This window comes from Methylobacterium oryzae (assembly GCF_036441375.1).
Lineage (GTDB): Bacteria > Pseudomonadota > Alphaproteobacteria > Rhizobiales > Beijerinckiaceae > Methylobacterium > Methylobacterium oryzae_A.
The window spans coordinates 103,452-128,160 of record NZ_MLCA01000002.1; the positions used below are offsets into that span (position 1 = coordinate 103,452).

Annotated in this window: 21 protein-coding genes and 4 pseudogenes; 9 read left to right on the top strand and 16 right to left on the bottom strand. The window is 65.6% G+C overall.

All coding sequences use genetic code 11. From position 1 onward, the window contains the following. Positions 1 to 68 precede the first annotated feature (68 nt). Entirely contained in the window at positions 69 to 266 is a 198-nt protein-coding gene (locus MOTC310_RS08890) for a hypothetical protein (RefSeq protein WP_124262938.1), read from the bottom strand. 274 nt (positions 267 to 540) lie between these two features. On the opposite strand from MOTC310_RS08890, the pseudogene MOTC310_RS08895 reads away from it, so the two are divergent. Together MOTC310_RS08895 and MOTC310_RS08900 are read left to right on the top strand one after the other, a co-directional pair. Then, positions 541 to 973, top strand: a pseudogene (locus MOTC310_RS08895) (IS5 family transposase); the annotation flags it as partial. A 139-nt stretch (positions 974 to 1,112) separates the two neighbouring features. Next, positions 1,113 to 1,373 (top strand): annotated as a pseudogene (locus tag MOTC310_RS08900) (transposase); the annotation flags it as partial. Between the two features lie 115 nt (positions 1,374 to 1,488). On the opposite strand, the pseudogene MOTC310_RS08905 reads toward MOTC310_RS08900, so the two are convergent. Beyond that, positions 1,489 to 1,701 (bottom strand): annotated as a pseudogene (locus MOTC310_RS08905) (tyrosine-type recombinase/integrase); the annotation flags it as partial. Positions 1,702 to 1,789: 88 nt separating this feature from the next. Here MOTC310_RS08905 and MOTC310_RS08910 point away from each other — a divergent pair. Further along, positions 1,790 to 3,141, top strand: a protein-coding gene (locus MOTC310_RS08910) for an IS3 family transposase (RefSeq protein WP_331301554.1) whose coding sequence is annotated in 2 segments (ribosomal slippage) — positions 1,790 to 2,125 and positions 2,128 to 3,141 — 1,350 coding nt in all. Because the reading frame shifts where the segments join, the coding sequence is not laid out codon by codon here. 982 nt (positions 3,142 to 4,123) lie between these two features. Here the strand turns inward: MOTC310_RS08910 and MOTC310_RS08915 are convergent. Then, positions 4,124 to 4,849: an SDR family oxidoreductase gene (locus MOTC310_RS08915; RefSeq protein WP_091784824.1), complete on the bottom strand. Its 726-nt coding sequence runs from the start codon at positions 4,847 to 4,849 to the stop codon at positions 4,124 to 4,126. 149 nt (positions 4,850 to 4,998) lie between these two features. Between MOTC310_RS08915 and MOTC310_RS08920 the strand changes: the two genes are divergently transcribed. Both MOTC310_RS08920 and MOTC310_RS08925 read left to right on the top strand, forming a co-directional pair. Continuing rightward, the gene (locus MOTC310_RS08920; protein ID WP_091784827.1) at positions 4,999 to 5,895 is read left to right on the top strand and encodes an AraC family transcriptional regulator; all 897 of its coding nucleotides are present in this window, start codon (positions 4,999 to 5,001) and stop codon (positions 5,893 to 5,895) included. Positions 5,896 to 6,197: 302 nt separating this feature from the next. After that, on the top strand, positions 6,198 to 8,276 hold the full coding sequence (locus tag MOTC310_RS08925; protein ID WP_331301555.1) for a molybdopterin-containing oxidoreductase family protein: 2,079 nt from the start codon (positions 6,198 to 6,200) through the stop codon (positions 8,274 to 8,276). A 70-nt stretch (positions 8,277 to 8,346) separates the two neighbouring features. Here the strand turns inward: MOTC310_RS08925 and MOTC310_RS08930 are convergent, their stop codons facing one another. The 9 genes and pseudogenes from MOTC310_RS08930 to MOTC310_RS08970 form a co-directional block, all read right to left on the bottom strand. Next, a complete protein-coding gene (locus MOTC310_RS08930; protein WP_091784834.1) occupies positions 8,347 to 10,125 on the bottom strand; it encodes a c-type cytochrome in 1,779 nt (592 codons plus the stop codon). Between the two features lie 97 nt (positions 10,126 to 10,222). Then, positions 10,223 to 11,236, bottom strand: a complete 1,014-nt coding sequence (locus MOTC310_RS08935; RefSeq protein WP_331301556.1) for a Vgb family protein — start codon at positions 11,234 to 11,236, stop codon at positions 10,223 to 10,225. A 91-nt stretch (positions 11,237 to 11,327) separates the two neighbouring features. Then, positions 11,328 to 12,590 carry a DUF2325 domain-containing protein gene (locus tag MOTC310_RS08940; protein WP_091784837.1) on the bottom strand — a complete coding sequence of 421 codons (1,263 nt, stop codon included), beginning with the start codon at positions 12,588 to 12,590 and terminating at the stop codon, positions 11,328 to 11,330. Positions 12,591 to 12,752: 162 nt separating this feature from the next. Next, positions 12,753 to 13,240 (bottom strand): annotated as a pseudogene (gene cynS, locus MOTC310_RS08945) (cyanase). 79 nt (positions 13,241 to 13,319) lie between these two features. Further along, positions 13,320 to 14,507, bottom strand: a complete 1,188-nt coding sequence (locus MOTC310_RS08950; RefSeq protein ID WP_091784840.1) for an NAD-dependent formate dehydrogenase — start codon at positions 14,505 to 14,507, stop codon at positions 13,320 to 13,322. Positions 14,508 to 14,791: 284 nt separating this feature from the next. Beyond that, positions 14,792 to 14,989 (bottom strand): hypothetical protein, encoded by a 198-nt coding sequence (locus MOTC310_RS08955; protein ID WP_091784844.1) that lies wholly within the window; start codon positions 14,987 to 14,989, stop codon positions 14,792 to 14,794. An 11-nt stretch (positions 14,990 to 15,000) separates the two neighbouring features. Beyond that, complete coding sequence (locus MOTC310_RS08960; protein WP_331301557.1) at positions 15,001 to 15,918, bottom strand: LysR family transcriptional regulator; 918 nt, start codon at positions 15,916 to 15,918, stop codon at positions 15,001 to 15,003. Between the two features lie 28 nt (positions 15,919 to 15,946). Next, positions 15,947 to 16,324 carry a hypothetical protein gene (locus tag MOTC310_RS08965; protein ID WP_331301558.1) on the bottom strand — a complete coding sequence of 126 codons (378 nt, stop codon included), beginning with the start codon at positions 16,322 to 16,324 and terminating at the stop codon, positions 15,947 to 15,949. A 190-nt stretch (positions 16,325 to 16,514) separates the two neighbouring features. Next, positions 16,515 to 16,859 (bottom strand): winged helix-turn-helix domain-containing protein, encoded by a 345-nt coding sequence (locus MOTC310_RS08970; RefSeq protein WP_091784853.1) that lies wholly within the window; start codon positions 16,857 to 16,859, stop codon positions 16,515 to 16,517. Between the two features lie 182 nt (positions 16,860 to 17,041). On the opposite strand from MOTC310_RS08970, the gene MOTC310_RS08975 reads away from it, so the two are divergent. Continuing rightward, entirely contained in the window at positions 17,042 to 18,574 is a 1,533-nt protein-coding gene (locus MOTC310_RS08975; protein ID WP_331301559.1) for an aldehyde dehydrogenase family protein, read from the top strand. 45 nt (positions 18,575 to 18,619) lie between these two features. Here MOTC310_RS08975 and MOTC310_RS08980 read toward each other — a convergent pair whose 3' ends face one another. Continuing rightward, positions 18,620 to 19,858, bottom strand: coding sequence for a molybdopterin molybdotransferase MoeA (locus MOTC310_RS08980; RefSeq protein WP_244514079.1), 1,239 nt, complete (start codon positions 19,856 to 19,858; stop codon positions 18,620 to 18,622). Between the two features lie 185 nt (positions 19,859 to 20,043). Between MOTC310_RS08980 and modA the strand changes: the two genes are divergently transcribed. The 3 genes from modA to MOTC310_RS08995 are packed head-to-tail and all read left to right on the top strand — an operon-like array spanning position 20,044 to position 21,577. Further along, positions 20,044 to 20,823, top strand: a complete 780-nt coding sequence (gene modA / locus MOTC310_RS08985) for a molybdate ABC transporter substrate-binding protein (RefSeq protein WP_091784859.1) — start codon at positions 20,044 to 20,046, stop codon at positions 20,821 to 20,823. Positions 20,824 to 20,855: 32 nt separating this feature from the next. Beyond that, complete coding sequence (locus tag MOTC310_RS08990; RefSeq protein ID WP_091784862.1) at positions 20,856 to 21,065, top strand: TOBE domain-containing protein; 210 nt, start codon at positions 20,856 to 20,858, stop codon at positions 21,063 to 21,065. Continuing rightward, a complete protein-coding gene (locus MOTC310_RS08995; protein ID WP_091784866.1) occupies positions 21,065 to 21,577 on the top strand; it encodes a hypothetical protein in 513 nt (170 codons plus the stop codon). Before MOTC310_RS08990 ends, MOTC310_RS08995 begins: the two co-directional genes overlap by 1 nt. A gap of 28 nt (positions 21,578 to 21,605) precedes the next feature. Here MOTC310_RS08995 and MOTC310_RS09000 read toward each other — a convergent pair whose 3' ends face one another. The 3 genes from MOTC310_RS09000 to MOTC310_RS09010 all read right to left on the bottom strand — a co-directional run bounded on the left by MOTC310_RS09000 (position 21,606) and on the right by MOTC310_RS09010 (position 24,117). Next, entirely contained in the window at positions 21,606 to 22,436 is an 831-nt protein-coding gene (locus tag MOTC310_RS09000) for a substrate-binding domain-containing protein (RefSeq protein WP_331301560.1), read from the bottom strand. A 104-nt stretch (positions 22,437 to 22,540) separates the two neighbouring features. Then, complete coding sequence (locus MOTC310_RS09005) at positions 22,541 to 23,035, bottom strand: SAM-dependent methyltransferase (RefSeq protein ID WP_091784878.1); 495 nt, start codon at positions 23,033 to 23,035, stop codon at positions 22,541 to 22,543. Between the two features lie 320 nt (positions 23,036 to 23,355). Further along, a complete protein-coding gene (locus MOTC310_RS09010; protein WP_331301561.1) occupies positions 23,356 to 24,117 on the bottom strand; it encodes a molybdate ABC transporter substrate-binding protein in 762 nt (253 codons plus the stop codon). Between the last annotated feature and the right edge of the window lie 592 nt (positions 24,118 to 24,709).

The following is a 24,709-nucleotide window of genomic DNA, read 5'->3' on the forward strand; positions in this document are numbered from 1 at the left end:
GAAGTCTTATTACTGAGATTTAGAATGAAACGGGCCCCAGCAGTGATGCCGGGGCCCAATTGGACGTCTCAGAGTGCCGACGTACGGAAATCTTCCATGTTGTAGGCAACCTCGTCGAGATCGTCGAGCCAGTTTAAGACGGCCAAACCGCGGTCGCCTTGTTGCCACTGCTCGGACATGAACTCGAGCCTGTACCTCTGATCCTCGATGAAATCTTGGAGAGAGTGGTACGAGGCCGCGAGCTCGAGTTCGAGCTTCTTGGGCATCTTCATTCTGACCCGCATTGCTGGGTACCTCACACGATCCGCTCCCAAGGCCGAGAGCAATAAAGAGGACCGGCCTTGTGGGTGTGTGAGCAGCGCCGCCTTCAACATACTGCGCCGCGCGAGTTTCCAACAAGTTAAGACCTGTTCTGAACGTCGTCGCTGATGTCGGCCTACCGGGGAGTATGAACGGGCTCTAAAGTGTGAACCGAACCAAGGCGTAGCAGGGTTTGTGGTTTTGTAATTCAGGGCCGCCGTTTACAGCGTGGAGGCGGCGATGGCGGACCTGATCTGGCTTCGAATGAGCAGTGGGCGGTGATGGCCCCGTTCATGCCCAAGGATCAACCCGGACCCGAGCGAAAGGACGACCGGCAGATCATCTCTGGCATCCTGCGAGTGCCCACCTCGGGCTGCCGCTGGCGTGACTGCCCGGTCGCGTATGTGCCTCGCACGACCGTCTACAACCGTTTCAACCGCTGGTCCCGGCGTGGCTTCTGGAAGGCGATGTTGGCCGCCCTGGCCAAGGCCGGCTGGTCGGGCGAGGCGGCTGCCATCGACAGCACCTACGTGCGAGCACATTGCTCGGCGCACGGCGGGATAGGTGGGCGCAGGCCCAGGCCATCGGCCCGTCGCGTGGCGGCCAGACGACCAAGGTCCATTCGCTCACCGACGTCCTCGGTCGGCCCGGCGTGCTCCTACTGACGCCCGGCATGTCCGCCGTCAGCACTCCTGAGACAGATTGAGGGCCTTCACGAACGGAGGATGGTTGGTTCAACGTAGCCCCCAGGAGCGAAGATGAAACAGACGTCCGGGCCGGCACGAAAGCCGGCGGAAGCCGTAATCTAGGATATCCGTCGAGCCACACGCCGGCAGTTCTCGGCCGAGGAGAAGATCCGCATCGTGCTGGAAGGCCTGCGCGGTGAGGACAGCACCGCCGAGCTGTGCCGGCGCGAGGGCATCGCCAGTTCGATGTACTACGGCTGGTCCAAGGAGTTCTTGGAAGCTGGCAAGAAGCGGCTGGCCGGTGACACGGCTCGGGCCGCGGCCGCCGACGAGGTCAAGGACCTGCGCCGCAAGCCAGGCGCGCTGGAGGGGGTCGTGGCCGACCTCGATCGCCGCCATCACCCTCAGCGTATCCAGGCTCAGATGCCCGGCCTGCTCGGCGCGATAGACCGGACCGGCGGCGCGGAAGACGTTGGCCAACTCGATCGCGGCGGGCATCGTCTCAGTCCGGCGCTGCCCCCTGTCTATGGAACAGGGCGAGCCTGTCGAGGGGGCTGGTCACGGCCCGCACCGTCCGGGTTGCGACCTTGGCGTAGAGGGCGGTGGTGTCGAGCCGGCTGTGCCCGAGCAGGACCTGGATGACGCGGATGTCGACGCCGTCGTCCAGGAGATGGGTGGCGAAGGAGTGGCGCAGGGTATGGGGACCGACGCGCTTGGGGTGTCCGCCGTCAGCACTCCTGAGACAAATTGAGGGTCTTCACGAACGGAGGATGGCTGGTTCATCGTAGCCCCCAGGAGCGAAGATGAAACAGACGTCCGGGCCGGCGCGGAAGCCGGCAGAAGCCGTGATCAAGGACATCCGCCGCGCCACGCGCCGGCAGTTCTCGGCCGAGGAGAAGATCCGCATCGTGCTGGAAGGGCTGCGCGGTGAGGACAGCATCGCCGAGCTGTGCCGGCGCGAAGGCATCGCCAGCTCGATGTACTATGGCTGGTCCAAGGAGTTCTTGGAGGCCGGCAAGAAGCGGCTGGCCGGCGACACGGCCCGTGCCGCGACCGCCGACGAGGTCCAGGACCTGCGTCGCGAGGCGGGTGCGCTGAAGGAGGTCGTGGCCGATCTCGTCCTGGAAAACCGCCTGCTGAAAAAAAGTATGACCGGGGCTGGGGGCGACGAGGCATGAGGTACCCGGCCCCCGAGAAGCTGGAGATCATCCGGCTGGTCGAGCAATCCCATCTGTCGGTGCGCGCCACCCTGGAGAAGCTCGGCGTCACCCGGGCTACGTTCTACCGGTGGTACGACGCTTTCCAGCGTGGCGGCCCCGAGGCATTGGCGGATCGCCCGTCCCGACCCAGCCGGGTCTGGAACCGGTTGCCCGCCGAGGTCCGCGAGCAGATCGTCGCCCTCGCGCTGGAGCAGCCGGAGCTCAGCCCGCGCGAGTTGGCGGTGCGCTTCACCGACGAGCGGCGCTACTTCGTCTCGGAGGCCACCGTCTACCGCCTGCTCAAGGCCCAGGACCTGATCACCAGCCCGGCCTACATTGTGGTCAAAGCCGCCAACGAGTTCCGCGACAAGACCACCGCACCCAACCAACTCTGGCAGACGGACTTCACCTATCTGAAGGTGATCGGCTGGGGTTGGTACTACCTCTCGACCGTGCTGGATGACTTCTCGCGCTTCATCGTGGCGTGGAAGCTGTGCGCGACGATGCAGGTCGGCGACGTCACCGCCACGCTCGATCTTGCGCTGGCGGCGGCCGGGCTCGATCATGTGCAGGTGGCGCATCGGCCGCGGCTGCTCTCCGACAATGGATCAAGCTACGTCGCGGGTGATCTGGCCGACTGGCTCGGCAGCCGGGGCATGACCCATATCCGCGGCGCGCCCCGCCATCCTCAAACGCAGGGCAAGATCGAGCGCTGGCACCAGACGCTCAAGAACCGCATCCTGCTCGAACACGCCTACCTGCCCGGCGAACTGGAGGCGCGGGTTGCCGCCTTCGTCGAGCATTACAACCACGCTCGGGCTCACGAGAGCCTGGGCAACCTCACTCCCGCCGACGTCTACTTCGGCCGCGGCGAGACGATCTTGCGTGAGCGGGCGCGGATCAAGCGCCAGACCCTCATCGATCGCCGCTTGCGCCACCACGCGCAGGCTGCCTAACCTCTCAACCCAGAAGGACCAGAGCCTCCGTTCCTGAGCGCCTCAAGTCGTCTCAAATCATCTGACGACGGACACGACTGTAGCCGACGATATCCGTGATCAAGATCGCGGCGAGACGGCGCTCGACGGGCCTGTCCAAAACCGCCTCCTTCGGCTCAGACTTCCACCGGTTCTCATATCACGGCTGCGCCCCTCGGCTACTATCGGCTGGCTATGCAGTTCTTCAGAGCCGCGACAGCAGCAACAGATGAGGTGGTCGTGGGCGACAAAAATCGTCCAGAGTGGCTGTACGGGAGGACTGAGTACAATTTCTGTTTGGCGGCGGCCCGAAGCATAAGCGATTGCGCATGGCAGCGAGCACCTCGATCTCGATGGGATATGTCGAAACCCGTGAGACGCCACAGCAGCGTCCGCTTTGGCCAGTTCTCGCTTTGAAGCAGACGAGCCGGTTTCCACCCATCTGAGACGTTCGTCCGGGCACCGGGCGGCGGCAGATGCTGGCCGAAAGCGGCTGGTCCGCTTCGAGTCAGATCCGCTGCAAAAGCGAATCTGACCCCTACCGACCAACCCCAGACGTGCGGACAGCCACCGCTGCTTCCCAATAGCCGCCATTCGTCGGCTCCTCGGCTTCGGATGCTTTGCGCTCCAAAGGATCGCCACTAGCCAAGCGCCCGGCCGCCGAGGCGACACGCCCGGCCTTCCTGCGCCCTAAGGTCTGCGACGAGGCTCGCTCCCGACCGCAAATAAGCTACGTGGACCTTACTCGTCTGCGCCGCCCACCGCGGGCTGGTAATGCCCTCCTGGCCTCCATGAGATCACTGGCATCGCCTGGATCGGTCGCGGCTGGATCTTTGGCGTCCAAGTCACGATCGATACAAGCCGACCACCATCGCCCGTGGGCGACGGCGGCCGAGATGGCTGTCTAAAACATCGCCCGCAATGGCCCGAACGCCGGCGCGCGGTAGGGCCGGATCAAGGTGATCTACATGCCTGCGGCTGTAGGGCGAACGATGACCTCGTTGACGTCGACCCCCTCCGGCTGCTCGAGAGCGTAGCGGATGGCGCGGGCGATAGCGTCCGGGGTCAACGATTTCTGCCTCCAAACCTTCAAGGCATCCGCTACCTGCGGATCGGTGATGTCGTTGCCGAGTTCCGTGGCGACGACGCCGGGCGAGATGACGGTTGCCCGAATGTCGTCGTGCTCCTGCCGCAGCCCCTCCGTGATGGCCCAGACCGCGTATTTTGTCGCGCAGTATACGGCCCCCGTGGGCACAACAAGGTGTGCGCCGATCGACGCGACGTTCACGACATGCCCTGACGCCTGGGCGACGAAGCGGGGCAGCACGGCGGCGATGCCGTTCAGAACGCCGTGGATGTTGACATCAATCATTCGGGCCCACTCCTCGCGCTTGAGTGCGGCGAGCGGAGATAAGGGCATTACGCCCGCATTGTTCACAAGCGCATCGATCCGCCCGAACCGTGCTTCTGCCGCCTCGGTGAAGGCCTCGAAGTCAGCTCCGTCGGTGACGTCGAGCACGCGGTAGGCGACATGCTCGCCGAGTTCCGCAGCCAACTTCTCAAGCCTGTCCGCCCGGCGAGCGCCGATGAAGAGGCTTGCGCCGGCCTTGGCGAGCTCGCGCGCAGTGGCTTCGCCGATGCCGCTCGAAGCGCCGGTGACGAGGATGGTCTTGTGGGTCACGCCGGTCATGGTTGATCCTTTCAGCTTCAAATTGCCCGGCAGACCATGCTTTGGCGGAGGCCCCAGTGGTTAGAACGATCGCCCGAAAGCTTTGCACGATCCTCTGAACCCGCCGGCTCTGGCTTGTGGCGCCTGCGAGGCCAGCCGAAAAAGGGTTCATGGATAGGACTGGAGAACTCGCCGCGTTGATCAGGCGGCACGGGCCTGCGGAGGGCCTAGCACCCACAGCAATGCGCGGCCTCTCGCTCATCCGCGCCAATGGACCGACCATGCCGGTCCCGGCCGTCTACGAGGCATCGCTTTGCCTGATCGCCCAGGGCGCGAAGCGCGTCTCCCTGGCAGATCAATGCGTGGTGTACGATGCGTCGCGCTATCTGCTGGTATCGGTCGATCTCCCGCTTGTAGGCCACATCATAGAAGCGAGTCCGAGCGCACCGTATCTCTGCTGCAAGATCGATCTCGACCTGCAGGCGCTCGCTGATTTGATCGTCATCGAGGGTGGCGCGGCGAGCAAGGCGGACCTGTCGGCAATCGCTGTCTATCCCGTCGATCCGGATTTGGTAGATGCAGTCTGCCGCCTCGTGAAGCTACTGGAGCGGCCTGAGAGCATTCGCGCGCTCGCGCCTCTAATCGAGCGCGAAATTCTCTACCGCCTGCTGATTGGACCGCATGGCCCCACGCTTCGGCAGATGGCCATGGTCGACAGCCGCATCAGCCAGGTGACTCGCGCCATCATCAGGATCCGCGAGCGTTTCAACGAGCCGCTTCGGATCGACGAGATCGCCGCTGCGGCAGGCATGAGCGCCTCCTCGCTGCACGCACACTTCAAGTCCGTGACCCGGATGACGCCGTTGGAGTACCAAAAGCAGCTCCGCCTCCAAGAGGCGCGCCGCCTGATGCTCGCGGACGGGCTGAATGCCGGAGCCGCCGGCTTCGCTGTTGGCTACGACAGCCAATCACAGTTCAGCCGCGAATACCATCGCCTGTTCGGTGCCCCGCCCCGTCGAGACATCGAGCGCCTGCAAAGTGTGACAATCTATGCAGGGATAATCTAGGCACGGAGGTGCGTCTTAAGCTGCCTAGGAACGGCTTTGATGGTGATTTCTGCTTCTTAGGTGTCGCATTCGACCGCAGACTGCCGCAGATTCACCCATATGAGACGCTCACGCAGTCGGCCTGCAACGGCTGATGCTGGCCGAGAGCATTCGGTCTGCTTCGGAAAAGGTCTACCGGAACAGGGGACACGCGCTACGTCGCTGTCCGTGCAGCGACCGGTTGGCACGGGAGCTGCTCCCACTCGCCATCACAGTACGGCACGGGTACGGTCGTCAGCGCTGCCTGAGCAAGAGCTGCGCTAATGTCCGAAATCCACTCCTCCGTCTGCCCGCACGACTGTCCCAGCACCTGCGCCCTGGATGTAGAGGTCCTGGACGGGCAGAAAATCGGAGCGGTGCGCGGGGCCGACAACCCGTATACGGGCGGGGTGATCTGCAACAAAGTGGCCCGTTACGCCGAGCGGGTCCACCATCCGGAGCGCGTGCTCTACCCGCTCCTACGCACCGGCGAGAAAGGCAGCGGCACCTTCCGCCGTATCGGATGGGACGAGGCGCTGGACCGCGTCGTGGCCGGCTTCGGCGCTGCGACCGAGCATCACGGCAGCGAGGCCGCCTGGGCCTACAGCTCCGGCGGCACGATGGGCCTCGTGCAGCGCGACGGCATCTTCCGGTTGCGCCACGCCCTGCGCTGGTCCGGTCGCAAGGGGACGATCTGCTCCACGATCGCCGGTGCCGGCTGGACCGCCGGCTGCGGCCGCATCTCGGGCTCGGACAGCCGGGAGATGGCGGTCGCGGACCTCAACGTGCTGTGGGGGACCAACCCAGTCTCCACACAGGTCAACGTCATGGCCCACGTCACCCGCGCCCGGAAGGAGCGCGGGGCGAAGCTCGTGGTGATCGACCCGTACCGCACCGGCACCGCGGCGGCCGCCGACCTGCACCTCGCCCCTCGGCCCGGGACGGACGCGGCGCTCGCCTGCGCGGTGATGCACTGCGCCTTCCGCGATGGCCATGCAGACCGCGCCTACATGGCGGATTACGCCGACGATGCGGAGGCGCTTGAGGCGCATCTGGCGACGCGCGGGCCCGCCTGGGCGGCCGAGATCACCGGGCTAAGCGTCGCGGAGATCGAGGCGTTCGCTGCGCTCTACAACACCACCCCGCGGGCTTACATTCGCTGCGGCTACGGTTTCACCCGCGGCCGCGGGGGCGCCGCGGCGATGCACGCGGTGACCTGCCTGCCGACCGTCACCGGCAAGTGGCATTACGAGGGCGGCGGCGCGCTGTTCACCAACAAGGGCATCTTCGCCTGGGACAAGTCGCTGATCGAGGGCACGGCCCTCCGGGATCCCGCGATCCGGGAGCTCGACATGAGCCGCATCGCCAGCGTGCTGACCGGCGACGCCGACGCGCTGCACGGCGGCCCCGGCGTCCACGCCCTGCTCGTGCAGAGCGGCAATCCCGCCTCGGTCTGTCCGGATAGTAACCGGGTCCGGCAAGGGCTGATGCGCGAGGACCTGTTCACCGTCGTGCACGAGCAGTTCTTGACCGAGACGGCGCGCTACGCCGATGTCGTGCTGCCGGCGACGATGTTCCTGGAGCACGACGATATCTACCAGGCCATGGGGCACAGCCACATCCAGATCGGACGGGCGGTCATCGATCCGCCTGGCGAGGCGATCTCTAATCACGACCTCGTCTGCGCGCTGGCGCGGTGCTTCGGCCTCGATCACCCGACCTTCGCGATGACCGCCCTGGAATTGGCCGACGCCACGCTGCGCGCCTCCGGCTATCCGCCGGCCGCCGACCTGGCGGAGCGGCGCTGGCTCGACGTTCAGCTACCGTTCCGATCAGCCCATTTCCTCGACGGGTTTGCGCATCCGGACGGCCGGTTCCGCTTCCGGGCCGATTGGCGGGCGCTGGGCGACACGGAGGGCCGGCTGTCCCCGCTGCCCGACTGGCTGCCGCTGATCGACGGCGCGACGGACGATCGCCCTCTGCGCCTCGTCACCGCCCCGGCCCGGCAGTTCTTGAATTCGACCTTCACGGAGACGCCCAACGCCCGCAAGCGCGAGGGCCGCCCGCAGGTGCTGATCTCCCCGGAAGACGGTCTCCGCTTCGGGGTTGGGGACGGGGCGCTCGCACGCCTTGGCAACGCGCGCGGCGAGGTAGTCCTGCACGCCCGGCACGTGCCGGGCCAGCGGCTAGGCACGATTGTGGTGGAGAGCATCTGGCCAGCAGGCGCGTTCGGAGGCCCGGGCCACGGCATCAACGTTCTAACCTCGGACGAGGCCGCGCTCCCGTCGGGGGGCGCCGTCTTCCACGACACCTCCGTGTGGATCCGGGCGGAGGCCGAGGCCGTGACGACAGTCGCGGCCTGACACCGGCTGGCCCTGGTGACGTGGCCGCCCGGTGGCTGCCGCCTGACGAATGGTCGAACCTCGCCGGGCCTCAGTTCCTGCGCTGGCCGAGCGCCCACACGTAGGCTGCCACCGCCTTCAGGTCGGCCTGGGACAGCTCCACGCCGCCCATCGGCGGCATTGCGTTCTGGTGTTCCTTCGGCTCGGGCACGCCGTTGGCGATCGTGCTCTCGATGCCCGCGAGGCTGCCGTCGCTCCAAAGCCAATGGCCGCTGGTGAGATCGGCCCCGACTGGTGAGCCCTTGCCGTCCGAGCCGTGACAGCCGCCGCAGGTAGCCCCGGCTACTTCCCCGTGGAAGATCCGCTCGCCAAGCGCGACTTGGTCGCGCGTCGCGCCCTTCGGCACCGGCAGAGCGGCGACAGTACGGCCAGCATCCGGATGCATGCCCTCCGGCGGCGATGCCTTCTTAGATGCAGTTGGTGCCGCCTGCGGGCTCGGCGCCGCAGCGACCGCCGCGTTCGGATCGCCACCCGTGTAGGTGACGCGCCAGATGCGGCCCTTCACGTCGTCGGAGATGTAGAGCGCCCCGTCCGGGCCGACGGCCAGACCGGACGGCCGGTACTCCGCCCGGCCCGGTTCCTTGACGGCCCCGGCGAAGCCGTCGGCGAAGACGATAAAATCGCCCGCGGTTTTGCCGTCCTTGAACGGCTGGAAGACGACGCTGTAGCCACCCTGCGGACCGGGCGCCCGGTTCCAGGACCCGTGGAAGGCGATGAAGGCGCCGTCGCGATAGGCTTTCGGGAAGGCTTTCTCAGTCCCGGACCCGACGTAGAACTTCATGTCGTTGGGCGCCCAGTGCGCCGGAAACCACGCGACCGGCCCCTGCCGGTCGGCACAGAGCCCGACTTTGCGGCCGCCATCGCCGCCATATTCGGGAGCCAGCACCAACTTCTTCTGCGCCGGATCGAAGTAGCATTCCGGCCAGCCGTAATCGGCGCCCTGCTTCAGCTCGACCACCTCCTCGGAGGGCAGCTCGAAGCCCTGCTTGGCCGTGTAGAGCTTCGGCCAGTCCTCGTGCAGCTGGTCGCGGCCGTGCTGCGTGGCGAACGCTCGGCCCTGGGCATCGAGGGCGATGCCCTCGCCGTTGCGGATGCCGGCTGCATACCGCTCGGCTGGCGAGAACGTCTGGTTCCGCGCGTTGGCGTCGTAGCGCCAGATGCCGCCACGCGTCTCCTTCTCTGTGCAGGGCTCGTTGCCGGGCGAGCCCGGCACGCGGTTCTTCACCTCGCAGGCGTTCGTCGCCGAGCCGAGATCGACGAGGAGATCGCCCTTCGGCGTGATCGCGAACGGGTGCATCGGGTGATCGCCGGTCAACGGCAGGCCCGAGACGACGACCTCACCGGCAGCTTTGGGCGCCACCTCACCCGCCTTCAACGGATAGCGCATGATACGGTCGTTGCTCTCGGCGAAAACCGCGCCTTGGTGGAGTGCCAGTCCGGTACCGCCGTGACCGCCCTCGGCCGGGCTCTCGCCGAAGCGCTCCGTGACGTCGGCCTTGCCGTCGCCGTTCGTGTCCCTGAGCGCGACCAAGAAGCCACCCGGCGGGGGCGTGTCGTTCTTGTAGTACCGGCCGCTCCAGGTGTTGACGTAGAGCGTACCGTCGGCCGCGATGGCCATCTGCCGGGCATGGCCGATCCCATCGGCGAAGATCGTCGCACAGAAGCCAGTCGGCAGGCTGAGGCCGCCCGTACCGGTCTTGCAGGCTGTCTCGGCAGCCCGCGCGGGGATGATGGCTGGCCAAGCGGCCAGGAGGGCGATCGTCGCGACTCCAGCCGACACGACGCGATTCACCGGATGGATACGGGGCATGATGGGTCCTCTCGGAACGCTGCGACAAGCCACGAATGCAGGAACTAGGGCGCACGCGGCCGGACGTCCTGGAACCGCCTACGCGCGGCAACACGCGTCATGGGGAGCCCAGCGGCACGGCCAGAACCCGGAACGGCAGGTCGGGCTTCGATCCCTTCCGCGCCGGGTCTGTGATGACGGCGAGTTGCCCGACCGTGATGAAAGCCGTCGCGCCGACCTTGGTGGCGCCTGTGACACCGCCAGCGATGCCATCTCGCAGAACCTCCACCTTCGCGGTGTCACCCGAGAAGGTCACGCGATCGAGCCGGCCGCCGCCTTCGGCTAAGAGGAAGGAGCCGTCGCCGAGCGGCCGCAGCCCATCGGCGAGCACCAGCGGTCGCGAGGGCGTCAGCGGTGTCACCGCACCGGCCTGCCCATCCTTCACATCGATCCGGAACAGCTCTGCGGTGGTGAAGGTGTCCACATAGAGGTTGCCGTCAGTGCCGAAAGCGATGCCATCGAGCCCGGCCTCCTTGCCTGCGGGCGCGAACAGCGGGTCGCTCTTCCAGATCTCCAGCGTCTGCGAGCCGGGCTTCAACCGCAGGATCTGCGGTCCCAGCGTGTTGGTGACGTAGGCTGCTCCGTCCGGTCCGATCGCGATGTCATTGCAGATGGCCGGGCTGACAGGGAACGACGCGCTGACCTTACCGGCGCCCGTCTTCAAGTCGAAGCCCTTCAGCGCCGCACCCTTCACATCGCTCGGTCCCTTGATGCCGAGCGCCGAGAGATCGTTCGAGCAGACCCACAGCGTGCCCGACGCCTCGTCGGCGAGCACGCCGAAGGTCGAGCGTGTCTCGAACGCTCCGGGTACGATCCAGACCTCGCCTGAGGTGGCGCCCGGCTTGATCCGCGTGACGCCGCCGCCGGCGAAGTTGCTGACGTAGAGTGTGCCGTCCGCGGTGGCGGTGATGCTCTCGGGATGGGCTGCGTCCCCAGGCAGTGCGATATCCTTCGGGGCGGCCAAAGCCCCTCCACCTGCGGCTTGAATCAGGAGGCCAGCGAGAAGCGTCACGCCGAGCTTCTGCAGCGGCGCGCCTCGCGAAGACGGGTTGCACACCTTCGTTCGCATCATTGCTGAACCTTTTGCATGCCGCGCAGGGCCCACACGCCTGGGCCGGGATCGCCGCGTTGCCTATCGGCAACCCGGAGATCCGATTGCGATCTCAGGAGGCGCCTGCGCAGGTCACGGCGGGCGCGATCGCGTGCACAAAGCTCGCGAGACTGGCGCTGCGCACCGGCCGAAATGCCTTACCGCTCATCTCGCAAGCTCGCTTCACCATGCCGGTCGCCTCGTGGCTGACGCACTCGACTGGGAACAGCACCAGATCGCTTCTGCTGACGAGACCGGGCAGGAGAGACATGTTCTCTTCGGTGCCGCCGTCGTGGCTGAGTAGCCGCCCCCCGCGCGCTTCGACGAACCGGCGCAGCCGTGCCACCTGCCGTGGACGGCCGCCGACGTAGAGCAACGTGCGCTCCGCGAGGGCATCATTCCGGTCGGCGCGGCAGGGTAGTGGGTGAGCGTCGATCGGCTCGTTCGCGCCTGCCAGCAAGGCTTCGACCGCAGCAAGTTCCGCCTCGACCGCCTGACGGCGTGCCGCTTCGGCTTCCAGATCGGCGCTTAGCTTGCCTGCGGCGTGCATCAGCACGGCTACCTTCTCTTCGAGGGCCTCTGCGTGGGCGCGCTCCCGTTCGAGATGTGCAGTCAGATTTTTCACATTCTCACGGTCCGCGTCTGCCGGCTCGGCGACGGCTATGCGGGAGAGCGCCTGCTCCGCCGCGATGGCGCGGTTGCGGACACTCAGGCCGTCGCGCTGCTCCATCAGATCGACGACGCGGCCCTCCAGAGCTGCGATCCGCTCGTCACGCTCCGCGAGATCGGCCTCGAGTTGGCGCAGGCGTCGAATGTCGGCCCGGTTCGACTGGCCGACCAAGTGCGAGAGCATGTGCACCTCGCCGAACACGTCCTGCACAAGGGTCCAGTCGGTGGCGGGGTGTGTAATGGCCGCCCAGTAGGCGCCGGGTATCTCGCCGCGCTCGACCGAGGCTCGCCAGAGCGCCCTGACCGCCTCAGCGGTGTGCGCTTCAGCGAAGCGCTCGATTTCCCGCTCATGCCGCCGGTCTAGGGCCTTCTGGAGCAGGCGACCGCCCCCGTCCTTCCGGCCGGCGATCTGAACGATCTCGCCATGCAGCCGATGCTCAGTGATCGTTCGCGCATCCGGTCGCCCGAGCTTGGCCAGGATCGCGCGAGCCTCGGCATTGGTCAGGCAGGTGCCGACGATCGAGCAGTGCAGGCTCTCGGCCAATTCCCAGATGCGGTCACGCGGCTTGTCGGCCGCATCTGCACAAGGCGGGGGAACGAAGGCGGGATGGCCGCCCGACACGAGCGCGCGCAGTGCGGGACCGTCGAGATGGGCATGTGGCGGCACCGGCCTCTCCCCAGAGCGCTATATCCGTTCATATATAGCACTCTGCCAAAATCGACACGGTCTGCCTAGGGGGCTGGTCGACCGTTTCGGTCAAGCCTGTCCGTGGCGGTGCGGACAAGGTTCGGAGGCGCCATCCGTCACGGCCCGCCGGCCTTCTTGGATCTACGTTTCCTTGAGGCCGTATTCCGGCGTATCGTCGTCGTTGCCGTAGTACTTGTACGGCAGGAACTTGCCCGACATGGTGAGCTTCACGCGGTCACCCTTGTTGTCGGCCTCGCGGGCCATGTCCATGTTGAAGTCGATCGCCGACATGATGCCGTCGCCGAACTCCTCCTGGATCAGCTCCTTGAAGGTCGTTCCGTAGACCATCACCAGCTCGTAGAACCGGTAGATCAGCGGGTCGGTGGGCGGCATGGACGGGATCGAGCCGCGATAGGGCGGCTCGTTGAGCATCCGCTCCTCGGAGGGGGTGAGGCCGAAGAGCTCGGCCGCCCGCTTGGCCTGGACTTCGGCAGCTTCATCTGGCCCATGCAGGCCGCGGTGATCAGGAACGGCGACAGGCCGCCGATCTCCTCGTGGATGTGTTTCCAGCTCCAGCCCTTCTCGCGCTTGATGTCGAGAAGCTTCTCGGTGAGGTCCTCGCGCTTCATCGTCGGCTCCCGATCCCCTCGTGAGAGTGAAGCAGCCGGCCGCCGCGGCGGGCCGGCCACTTTGCTTTGGATACCGACGTCAGGCCTTGGCCATCTGCCCCTTGCCGGCGTCGCTCACGCTGTAGGAGCGGGCCCCGACGCCAGCGAGCTTGCCCCCCTGAACGATCAGATACTCGTCGCGGATGGGGCGGCTCTCGAAGTAGCATTCGAGGATCTCGCGCGTGCCGGCCGCGTAGCGCGCCTGGGCGGATAGCGAGGTGCCGGAGATATGTGGTGTCATGCCGTGATGTGGCATGGTCCGCCAGGGATGGTCCTTCGGCGCCGGTTGCGGGAACCAGACATCGCCGGCGTAGCCCGCGAGTTGACCGGACTCGAGGGCACGCACGATCGAGTCGGTGACCGCGAGCTTCCCACGAGCGGTGTTGACGAGGTAGGCGCCGCGCTTGAACAGCTTCAGAGTCTCGTCGTTGATCATGTGCTCCGTCTCCGGATGGAGGGGGCAGTTCAAGGTCACGACATCGCAGACGCCGTACATCTCCTCGCGGCTGGCGTGCCACGTCAGGCCCAGTTCCCGCTCGACGCTCTCCGGCAGCCGATGGCGGTCTGTGTAGTGCAGGTGCATATCGAACGGCTTGAGGCGCTTGAGCACCGCGAGGCCAATGCGGCCGGCGGCGACCGTGCCGACATGCATGCCCTCGACGTCATAAGAGCGGGCGACGCAGTCGGCGATGTTCCAGCCGCCCTTCACGACCCACTGGTGTGAGGGGATGTAGTTGCGGACGAGTCCGAGGATCATCATCACCACGTGCTCGGCGACGCTGATCGAATTGCAGAAGGTCACCTCCGCGACCGTGATGTCGTGCGCGTTCGCGCCATCGAGGTCCGTGTGGTCGGACCCGATGCCGGCGGTGACGATGAGCTTGAGCTTCTTCGCCTTTGCGATGCGCTCCTTCGTCATGTAGGCCGGCCAGAACGGCTGGGAGATCACGATCTCGGCGTCGTGCAAATGCTGATCGAGGACAGAATCCTCCCCTTCCTTGGAGGAGGTGACGATCAGTTCGTGACCGAGCCCTTCGAGGTAGGGACGCAGACCGAGTTCACCTGAGACGCTGCCGAGCAAGTGGCCCGGCTGGAAGTCGATAGCCTTCGGGGTCGGCAGGGTCTGGCCGTCGGAGTAGCGCTCGATCTTCGGCAGGTCGTCGCGCGCGTAGGACTGAGGCATTCCATCGACGGGATCATCGTAGAGGACAAGAACGATCTTGGCCATGAGATTTCCCTTTGCTCGAAGACAAAGGAGACGACGACCGGCAGCGCGATGTGAGGCGCCTTTTTCGAATCTTCGATGAAACCGGACGTTTCCCCGCGCGCGCTCCGTGAGAACTGATCTCGTCTCAACTGCAGCGGTGCGGGGTCATATTCCTGGTCGACTTAAATTGAAGCAAATTGATTTTCCGAATTGCGTGATCGAAATCGTCGATCACGCATCCCAAGCCTGCGCGGCACCGGATGTTCGCCGATCGCGCGCGGTCCCGAGCCGAACTGTGTTCGAGATCAATGCCTGGTCATGGCGCGCAGGTCTTCCCGTCTCACCAGCAGCTCTGCCAGGTAGCGCCGGTAGAGGTCGAGGCTCGCCTGTCTTCGGATCTTGAAGGCCGCATACAGGCTGCCATCATCTGGCGCGCGCATCGCGATCAGGATGCTGTCCCGCACAGCCGTGATGTCGCGCTCGATCTGTTCGAGTTCGGTCATGGAGACATCCTTCATGCCGGTTCGCAGAGGTCGACAAAGGTCATGTCGTAGTCCGCGTCGAGGACGATCCGGAACAGCGCAGCGGCCATTGACGGCAGAGGGTCGCGCTCGGACAGGACGAGCCCGACCGACTGGCGGTACGCGGGCTCAACCAAGTCGCGCATGGCGAGATCGTCCGTACCGCCGAACAGGTGCCGGAAGGTGTGCGGGACGATGCTGGCGAAGCCGCCTTGGCGCAGATGCGCGCAGATCCCGAGGAACGAGTTGCTGGTCACCGCCGGCATCAACCGGAGGTCGAGGGAGGCGGCGAGGCCGTCGAGGATGCGGCGGTTCTGCATGTCCTCGCTCAAGAGGCAGAGCGTGCATCCTGCGGCATCGGCCCATGTCACGGTGTCTCGCTCGGCCAAGGGATGGTCGGCGCGCATCGCCAGGACATAACGCTCGCGGTAGAGGGGTACGCGCCGCACACGTTCCAAGGGTTCGTTCTCGAGGTAGGTGAGCCCGGCCTCGATCTCGAAGTTGTCGAGCGCGCGCTGGATCTCGCGGGAGGAAAGCGACCGGATCTCGATACCGGCCTCCGGATGGAATTGCCGGAATCGGACCGTGAGGAGGCCGACAGCACCCATCGCCGCTGGCACGACGCCGAGGCGCAGCACGCCGCGCAATCCCGCCCGCAAGCCGGAGAGGTCCTCACGGAGGCTGTCGTAGTCGATCAGGATCTGCGGGGCCCAGGCAAGCAGATGTTCCCCCTCGACCGTGAGGCCGAGATAGCGCTGGCTCCGTACGACCAGCGGAACCTGAAGATCTTCCTCCAGCTTTCGAATGGCGGCCGAAAGGGTCGATTGGGTGATGTTGCAGGCCTGGGCGGCGCGGGCGAAATGCTTCTCGCGGGCGAGGGCCACGAAGAAATGAAGGTGCCGCGCGAGCATCGAACGCCGCCTCCGCGGTCGGGCCGGGTCAGTTCACGTGCCCGGCCGTCTGGGCGCTGGCGGTCAAGAGCGTGCGACCCAGTTCCGCGAGCTGATCGCGAGCGAGATTGAAGGCCAGTGCCGTCGCCCCGACGCTGAAGACCAGGACGGGCTCGCCGCGCTCGTCGTCGCCGAGGGTGATGAGATCGACGGGGAAGGGCCGGGCCGACGCGGTGGACGGCTCCTGTTCCGATCCACTGCGACTGAGTGCCTGTCCACCCAGCGCGATCAGCAACCCGACAACGGATTGCACGTCGTCCCTGCATAGGACGATCTCGTTCACCTCGTGATCGTCGACGACGATTTGGAGACGGATGCGGTTTCCGTCCGTGCTCGTATCGCCCACTACCCGCGTCACGAGCGGCATGTACTTCCCCCTCGACCGCCGATCACCGCCGGCACCGGCTCGTGTCGAGCGGCAGAGCGTCGGCAGGCGGCTGGGTGATCCGGACCGCGCCGATCGTTATATTCGATGTGATATATCGATCAAGCAGGAGGCCGACCGAAGGCCAGGGTTCGCGAGGGGTAGGTGCACCGGCTGACTGGGGGAGGGGCGTTCAGGTCTTGCTGTGCGCGGACGGGGCGATGCGCGCCAGAAACGGTGCCGCTGCCCGCTCGGCTGCCCGCTCGATCGCGCGGTAATGGGCGACGAGATCGGCCCCGAAGGCCGACAGCCGCGCGCCGCCACCGGCCTTGCCGCCGATCTGCGCCTCGATCACAGGCTGGCCGAACCCCTTGTTCATGTCCTCGATGAGCAGCCAAGCGCGGCGGTACGACATGTCGAGCGCGCGCCCGGCAGCGCTAATGGAGCCGTGCTCCGCGACCATCTCCAGGAGTTGCACCTTGCCCGGACCGATGCGGTTGTCGGGTGCCAAGTCGATCCGAATGCTGAGCCGGGCCATCGCGTCCTTCCTCGATCCCACCGCGTGTCTACCATCCCCGCGCACCACTATCATGCGCGACCGCGGTTGCCCCCTTCAACGACCGCTATATCCTAACGCGAACATCGCCCGGATGCGGCGACCTCGCCCCCGCGGCTTGGTTCACGCTCCGGTTGACGATGGGAACAGGGAGAAACCGAGCCATGAACGTCCGTGCCGACATTCCGGCCATCTCGCCCACCATCCCGCCCGCGATCCGCGACTGGCTGTCGAAGGACCGCACTCTCCTCATCGACGGCAAGTGGGTGCCCGCTCAATCGGGCAAGACCTTCGACGTCACGGATCCAGCCACTGGCGAGGTCATCGCCAAGGTCGCCGAGGGCGACAAGGCCGACGTCGATGCTGCCGTAAAGGCGGCGCGCCGCGCGTTCGAGAGCGGCCCGTGGTCGAAGATGACACCCTCCGCACGCGGCCGCCTGCTGCATCGGATCGGAGACCTGATCCTGGAGCATGCCGACGAACTCGCCGCTCTGGAGGCCATCGACAACGGTAAGCCGATGGCGGTCGCCAAGGCCACCGACGTCACCCTTTCAGCCGACATGTTCCACTACATGTCCGGTTGGGCCACCAAGATCGAGGGCAAGTCGATCCCGCTCTCGGCGCTCGCGGCGCCGGGCTCGGACTTCTTCTCGGTGACCCGCCCCGAGCCGATCGGAGTGGTCGGCCAGATTATCCCGTGGAACTTCCCGCTGTTGATGGCGGCATGGAAGCTCGCGCCGGCGCTGACTACAGGCTGTACGGTGGTGCTCAAGGTCGCCGAAGAGACACCGCTCTCGGCGCTACGCCTGGGCGAACTGATGCTGGAAGCCGGCCTTCCGGACGGCGTGGTCAACATCATCGCCGGCTTCGGCGAGACCGCGGGCGCGGCGCTCGCCGGCCACCCGGACGTCAACAAGGTCGCGTTCACCGGCTCCACTGAGGTCGGCAAGCTGATCGTCAAGGCGGCTTCTGGCGACCTGAAGCGCGTATCGCTGGAGCTCGGCGGCAAGTCGCCCAACATCATCCTGCCCGACGCCGACCTGTCGCTAGCGATTCCGGGGGCAAACGCGGCGATCTTCTTCAACCACGGGCAATGCTGCAACGCCGGCTCGCGCCTGTTTGTGCACCGCTCGATCTTCGACAAGGTGGTGGAAGGCATCGCGGCGGAAGCCGGCAAGATCAAGCTCGGCCACGGGCTCGACGCAGGTACCGAGATGGGGCCACTCGTCTCCGCGGTACAGTATGAGCGTGTGACTGGGTACCTCGAGGCCGGGCGAAACGAGGGCGCCAAGACGATCGGGTGTGGCAACGCCGTGCCCTCGGGCAAGGGCTACTTCGTGCCGCCGACGATCCTCACCGACACCAATCCCGGAATGAAGGTGGTGCGCGAGGAGATCTTCGGGCCTGTTCTGGTGGCGACGCCCTTCGACGAGGTGGACGACGCGCTGATCGCAGAGGCCAACAACACGGTCTACGGGCTCGCGGCCGGCGTCTGGGGCAAGGACACAGGCCGGGCTCAGCAGATCGCGCATCGACTTCGGGCTGGTACGGTGTGGATCAACTGCTACCACGTCTTCGATGCCGCCCTGCCGTTCGGCGGTTACAAACAGTCCGGCTGGGGCCGTGAGATGGGCCAGGCGGTGCTGTCGAACTATCTTGAGACCAAGGCGATCACCACACGACTGGGAACGCTCTGACAATCACGCCGGCCCCGTCTGATCGAGGGGCCGGCAGCCGTCCCGTCAGAAGCCAGCGACGGTGTCGAACCGAACGATCTCGACGCTGTCGCCGGTACGGGCTGCGGGCGCCGACGGCGGTCTCACGACAACGGCGTCGGCGCCTGCCAAGCCTGACAGCATCGCGTTGTCCTGCGAAGGCAACGCAGTGAAGCTCAAACATCCGCCGGCCTCCCGGTCGAGACGGCCGCGAAGAAAGGTCGTTCGAGGTCCGACCGCCGCGATAGCGCTGCCGAGAACCGCCCACTCACGAACCGCGTCCTGGCGGCCCGCACCACCGAGCAGCGCTATGGCGGGCTTGAGGAAGATCAGGGCGGCGATCGTCGCAGCGCAGGCGTTGCCAGGCAGGCCGAGGATCGGAAGCGATCCTAAGGTTCCGAACAGCGTCGCTTTCGCTGGTCGCATCTGCACCTTGTGGAACGCAGCCTTGAAACCGAGTCCTGCAAGCGTCTGGCCCATAAAGTCGAAATCGCCGACGGACGCCCCGCCGGACGTCACCAGAAGGTCCACATCGACGGTCGATAGGATCCGAGCCAGAGTATCGGGATCGTCGCGCACGATACCGAGGTCGATCGGTATGCCGCCCCAGGCACGAACGAGGGCTTTCAGCGTCGGTCGATTGGCATCGATGATCTGTGCGCCGCCGCCGGGCGACAACGAATCCGACAGCTCATCGCCCATCGAGAGGACAGCGACCCGCGGCCGGCTGTAGACCCGCGCGTGAAGATGCCCCGACGAGGCCAGCAGGCCGATGTCACGCGCGTTCAGCCGGCGGCCTGCACGGACGATCGACTGACCCGTCTCGAAGTTGCTGCCCGCAGTTCGGATATGGCGATATGGCTCGGCGCCCGGCAGGAGGACAATCCGTCCATCGACCTGCTCGGTGAGCTCCTGGATCACGACGGTATCGGCACCCGAGGGAATCGGCGCCCCGGTGAAAATGCGGAGGCAGGTACCGGGCGAGAGCCGAGCGCCGACGGTGTCGCCGGCCTTGATGGCGCCGGTACAGGGCAGTGGCGCGCCGGCGTCACTCCAACGGAGAGCGTAGCCGTCCATTGCGGCAACTGGAAACGGTGGCGCGTTGAGCCGAGCGACTATGTCGATCGCGGCCACGCGGCCCAACGCGTCGTCGAGAATCACGCTTGCGGCGCCTACCGGACGGAGAAGTGCCGCCATCCGATCCAGCGCCGCCTGGACCTCAACCCCCAAGGCGACACCGCCGACCGATGGCTTCGTCGCTTCCACCTCATCCTCCTCCGGATCGTGTATCGATTCCGCTGCCACCACTACCCGCGGCTATGCATCGTCGTATATAGCGATTCCGAGAGTTGGGGCTGCGCGGTTCGCGCCTTCACGGCCTCGCTTCAGAGAGTGGCCTGAGCCAAATTGTCGGCGTGCCATCCCTACTACTGAGCAGGAACCCCAGCCGCATGCACCGTCTGATCCGCACCGGCCTGATCGCCGTACTGCTCCTCGCCGCCGGCGCAGCTCAGGCGGCGGAGACTACGACTGTGTTTGCGGCGGCCAGCCTCAAGAACGCATTGGACGATGCCGGCAAGGCATTCACCGCGCAGTCCGGAATCGCGATCCGGTCGAGCTACGCCGCGTCGTCCGCTCTCGCCCGGCAGATCGAGAGCGGGGCGCCTGCCGATCTGTTCGCCTCGGCCGACCTCGAATGGATGGACTACCTCGCCAAGAAAAATCTCATCCGACCGGACACGCGGGTGAACCTGCTGAACAACCGCTTGGTCGTGGTCGCACCAAAGGACGCGAAGGAGGCCACGATCGCCTTTACGCCGGAGGGTTTTGCCAAGGCGCTCGGCCCTGACGGCCGACTTGCCACCGGCGAGGTCAACTCCGTGCCGATCGGCAAGTACGCCAAGACCGCCTTCGAGAAACTCGGCCTGTGGGCTGGGATCCAGCCTCGGCTCGCCCAGACGGACAATGTCCGGGCGGCTTTGGCCCTGGTATCGCGCGGTGAGGCTCCGCTCGGCGTGGTCTATGAGAGCGATGCGAAGTCGGATCCGAACGTGAAGGTCGTGGGCGTGTTTCCGGCGGACAGCCACCCGCCGGTGGTGTACCCGTTCGCCGTCACCGCGGACGCGAAGGGCGATGGTGCGAAGCGTTTCCTGGACTTCCTCCGGAGCGCTGCAGCCAAGCCGTTCTTCGAGGCTCAGGGCTTCAGCGTCATCGACGGTGGCAAGAACTAACCAGCCCCGAACGGGCCAGGAAGGCGGATATCGTGAAGATCAGCGCGCGCAACATCATCAAGGGCACCGTGGCTGCGATCGAGAAGGGCGCCACCACGGCGCACGTGAAGATCGAGATCATGCCCGGGCAGATCGTCACCGCCGCCGTCACCAACGAGGCTGTCGACAGCCTCAAGCTCGTGGTCGGCGGCCCGGCCTACGCCGTGATTAAGGCGTCCGACGTCATGGTCGCGGTCGACTGATGACGTCGAGATCCCGCGCCATCCTGACGGTCGGGCTGGTGGTCTGCTGCATCGGCCCGGCGGTGGCCGAGGATGCGCCGGCCTGCGCGAGCTTTGCGTGGTCGGTGGCGCGGGATCGCGCCGCATTCGCGGCGCCAGACCTGCCCGTGCTCGCCTCTGGGTCGACCTTACCGGCTGGCACGGGGGCGGCGCAGGTGGCTCTGAAGCCGGCGGCGGACGTGGCACTGCCGGTTCAATCCGAGAGGACGGCAAAACCAGGGACGTTTGCGGGCTTCGTCACGGCCGCGGTGCCCTCCGCCGGCACCTATCAGCTGACGCTTTCAGACGATGCCTGGATCGACGTCAGTCAGGATGGACGCACGACGCTCAAGCCTGAGCGCATCAGCGGAAAGGCGGGTTGCCCAGAGGTCCGCAAGAGCCTGCGCTTCGCCCTCGGCCCTGGCCCGATAACGATTGAGATTGGCCGCGCGCCGAACCCACAGATCAAGCTCGACCTGCTTTCTGTTGAGTGACCGCGAGAACGGGACTGTCGCAATTGCCTTATAACCCGCTGATCGGCGCGAGCTCGTGGCGGGTAAGGATTGCCTGCCCCTTCTCGGAGACGAGGAACAGGGCGAGGCGCATGGCGTCCGGGTTTTCGGTGATGAGCGCCATGGCATAGGTCGCCGGCACCGACAGATTGGAAGGCAGTCGCACCAGGTTGAGACCGGGCGCCTCCTTCATCGTGCCACCTTGGCCGCTGCAGTAGTACAGGAGCGCGTCAGCGTTGTTGCCCAGAAAGACGGTAGCGCTGGGACTGCGGCCTGCCATCGGCACCATCGCGTTTGGTGAGCCGAGCAGCTTGAGCGCCTTCTTCTCCAGCACGGCCTTGGCGCCGGGATGCACGGCCTCGGCACGCTCGAAGATGGCTTGGGCATAGTCGCCACCGGGATCAGCGCCGGGCGTCGAGGTCGCTAGCCGCAAGTCGGGCTTGAGTAGGCGGTCGAGCAGATTGTCCGGGGTCAGGCCGAGATCAGCGCGGGCGAGCACGCACAGCGTGTTGCGGGCGAATGGCACGACGGCCTTGGCCTTGCCTGCCTCGGCGAGGCGGCGGGGGCCGGCCAAGTCGGCGGAGAGGTAGAGGTCCGCCTGCTCTCCGTTCTCGATCCGTTGCCGCAGCAGCCCGGCTGGCCCAAAGGTTGGCGCGGCCACCGCTTCCGCGGGTAGGCCGGAGGCGGCAATCACGTCTTTAAGTGCGGCTACGAGGCTGCCGGCAGCGTAGACCCGCACCGGCGCTGCCCATGCATCGGTCGCAAAGGTCAGCGTGAAAGATCCCATGAGTGCCGCTAGGCGAAGCGCACTTGCCGGCGCGCGGAGGTAGGAGGTGACCAAGGAAATCTCCAGACACGCGCCTCAGGGCTATATCTGACTGGATATAGCCCATCGCCAATCGGCGGCACCCCTGGCGCGGACACTTTATGCATCCAATCGAGGTGTCAGATGTCGGTCTCGTAGTCGCCAGGCTGCGGTGGGGCGATGGGCGTGAAGAGGGACCGGTCTGGCTTGAGGTCGAGGAGCGGCGTCCCATCCAGGCAGTCGAGGCCTCGAACCATCAGCTTGTGCCCCTCAATGGCGATCAGCGTGGCGATCGATGTGCCGATTGGGTTCGGTCGCACAGGCGAGCGTAGAGCAAAGGTGCCCAGCGTGATCCCATTGTTGGCTGGGCTCTGGCGGACGAGATCCCGCCGGGAGGCATCGAGCCAGTAAAGCACTTCGATCCTGTCGTAGGCGTCGAGCCCATCCAAGGCAGCAACCCAAGGTTCGAAGACCTCGATGCGGCATAGTGGGCCGTCTGGACGTCCTTGTCGCGGGCAGACGAGGCGATCGCTCCATGGCGTATTGATGCGGCCGATGTAGATTAGCCCAGCGTCACGTTTTGTGGGCTCTACGACAGCGACTTCGCCTGCTCGGATCTCGTTGAGACGTACCATGCGGTGCCCTTTTCAATCGGTGTGAGGCCTGTACTGGTACTTCGTCCGCTTTCGGGCTACGGCGAGGGCTAGTTGTGCGACCGCAATGGGCGCAAAGCCGAACGGCCGGTTCTGCGAACACTCGAGCTTCGGCATGACGCACTCTGGAGAAGAGCCGAGCGGAGTGCAGGCGGCCGGGTTGGGTCGAATGCGGAACTTCCACTTCGAGGCGAGTGGCTGACTTCCGCTTCTCACCCCGAGCGGCCATTCCGTTCCACCTTCTACCCAATCCAGGCTTGCGCGAGGTCTGCTTCTTAGGGGGCGGCAACCAAACTGATCAATTAGCCGGGTTCCAGACCCTTGGCGCGGATGATCGCTGCCGCGGCAGGAGCCTTGAGAAATTCAAGGAACGCCCCAGCCCGAGCCTTGTCCGCGGTGGCCGAGGTACCTCCAGTCAGCACCACGAAAGACTGAACCTCCGCAGGGAACGGACCGACCACGTCTACCCCTGAAACTGACATCAACTCAGGCATCAGTTGTACAGCAAGGTCCGCCTCGCCGCGAGCGACGACATCTCCGGTCAAACCGTTCGGGATCGCTTTGCCCCTGGCCTTCACCTCGTCGGCAATCCCGAGCTTCTGAAGAGCGGCGGCGAAAACCGCGCCGCTCGCGCCAGACGTGCTATAGGCTACTGATCCTGCGCTGATGAGTGCCCGCTTTAGTGCTTCCGCAGAGGCGATGTCAGGCCGCGCGGCACCTTTTTTGACGGCGAGGCCGACGCCCGTGCGAGCGAGAGTAGTCGCGGTGCCGTCCAAAACCTTGCCCTGCTGAATAAGGGCCGCAATAAGGGGCGGCGTCAGGACCACAACGTCGAACGCTTTGCCAGCCTCGATCTGCGCCTTGAGGATAGCGGAAGTGTCATAGGTGACGTTGAGGCGGTCACCGCTCGCCTGCTCGAACTGCGGCACGAGTTCAACCAGGGCGGTCTTCAGCCCCTGTGAGCAGAGCACGGTGACCTCGGCTGCGTGGGCGTTGACCGCGATACCGTGGACGGAAATTGCGAGCAGACAGAGCGTGCGTAGCTTTCCTGCAAATTCGATCATCGTGCCCCCTCAGCTCTGGCTCCATTAACTCCGCATTCGCTCCCTGCATCACAGGCGGCCTGGAACATCCTCCAGACTAGGTAGCCAATTTGCTCAGCTTGCGCGCCACCGAATGACGAATGCCGCTGACCACTGAAAGTCCGGTTCCAACCGTACAGCAGGAGTCTGCTTCCCACCCATAGCGACCAGCCCGCTTCCGGCCGATTGTGTTGAAAAACTCGGTACCAGGCTGAAACAGCACTGCGAGTCACGTTGGCTGGAGAAGGTCCTGCTAGCACATCGCTCAGAATTCGACGCGAAGGTAGGCTTGCATTGGACAAGGGGGGCGAAAATTCTCAGTAGCGCCTCCTTCGATGAAGCCTGAAGCAGTGCCTCCGAGTTTTTTAACAAGATCGGCCCTAAGCAGACCATCCCGATGTCCGCCTCGTAGCATCCCGGCATGCCGGTCTGCTATGGTCGGTTTGGTTGAGAAAGTTCGTTTTGAATGGTCTCGGTTGGCATCCAAAACAGACCGATGGCTATGGTTCGCCCGGACCCATACCGAACCAGTCCGGCGCCAGGAACATAGGTGAATGTCGGCCGGCTATGGCGC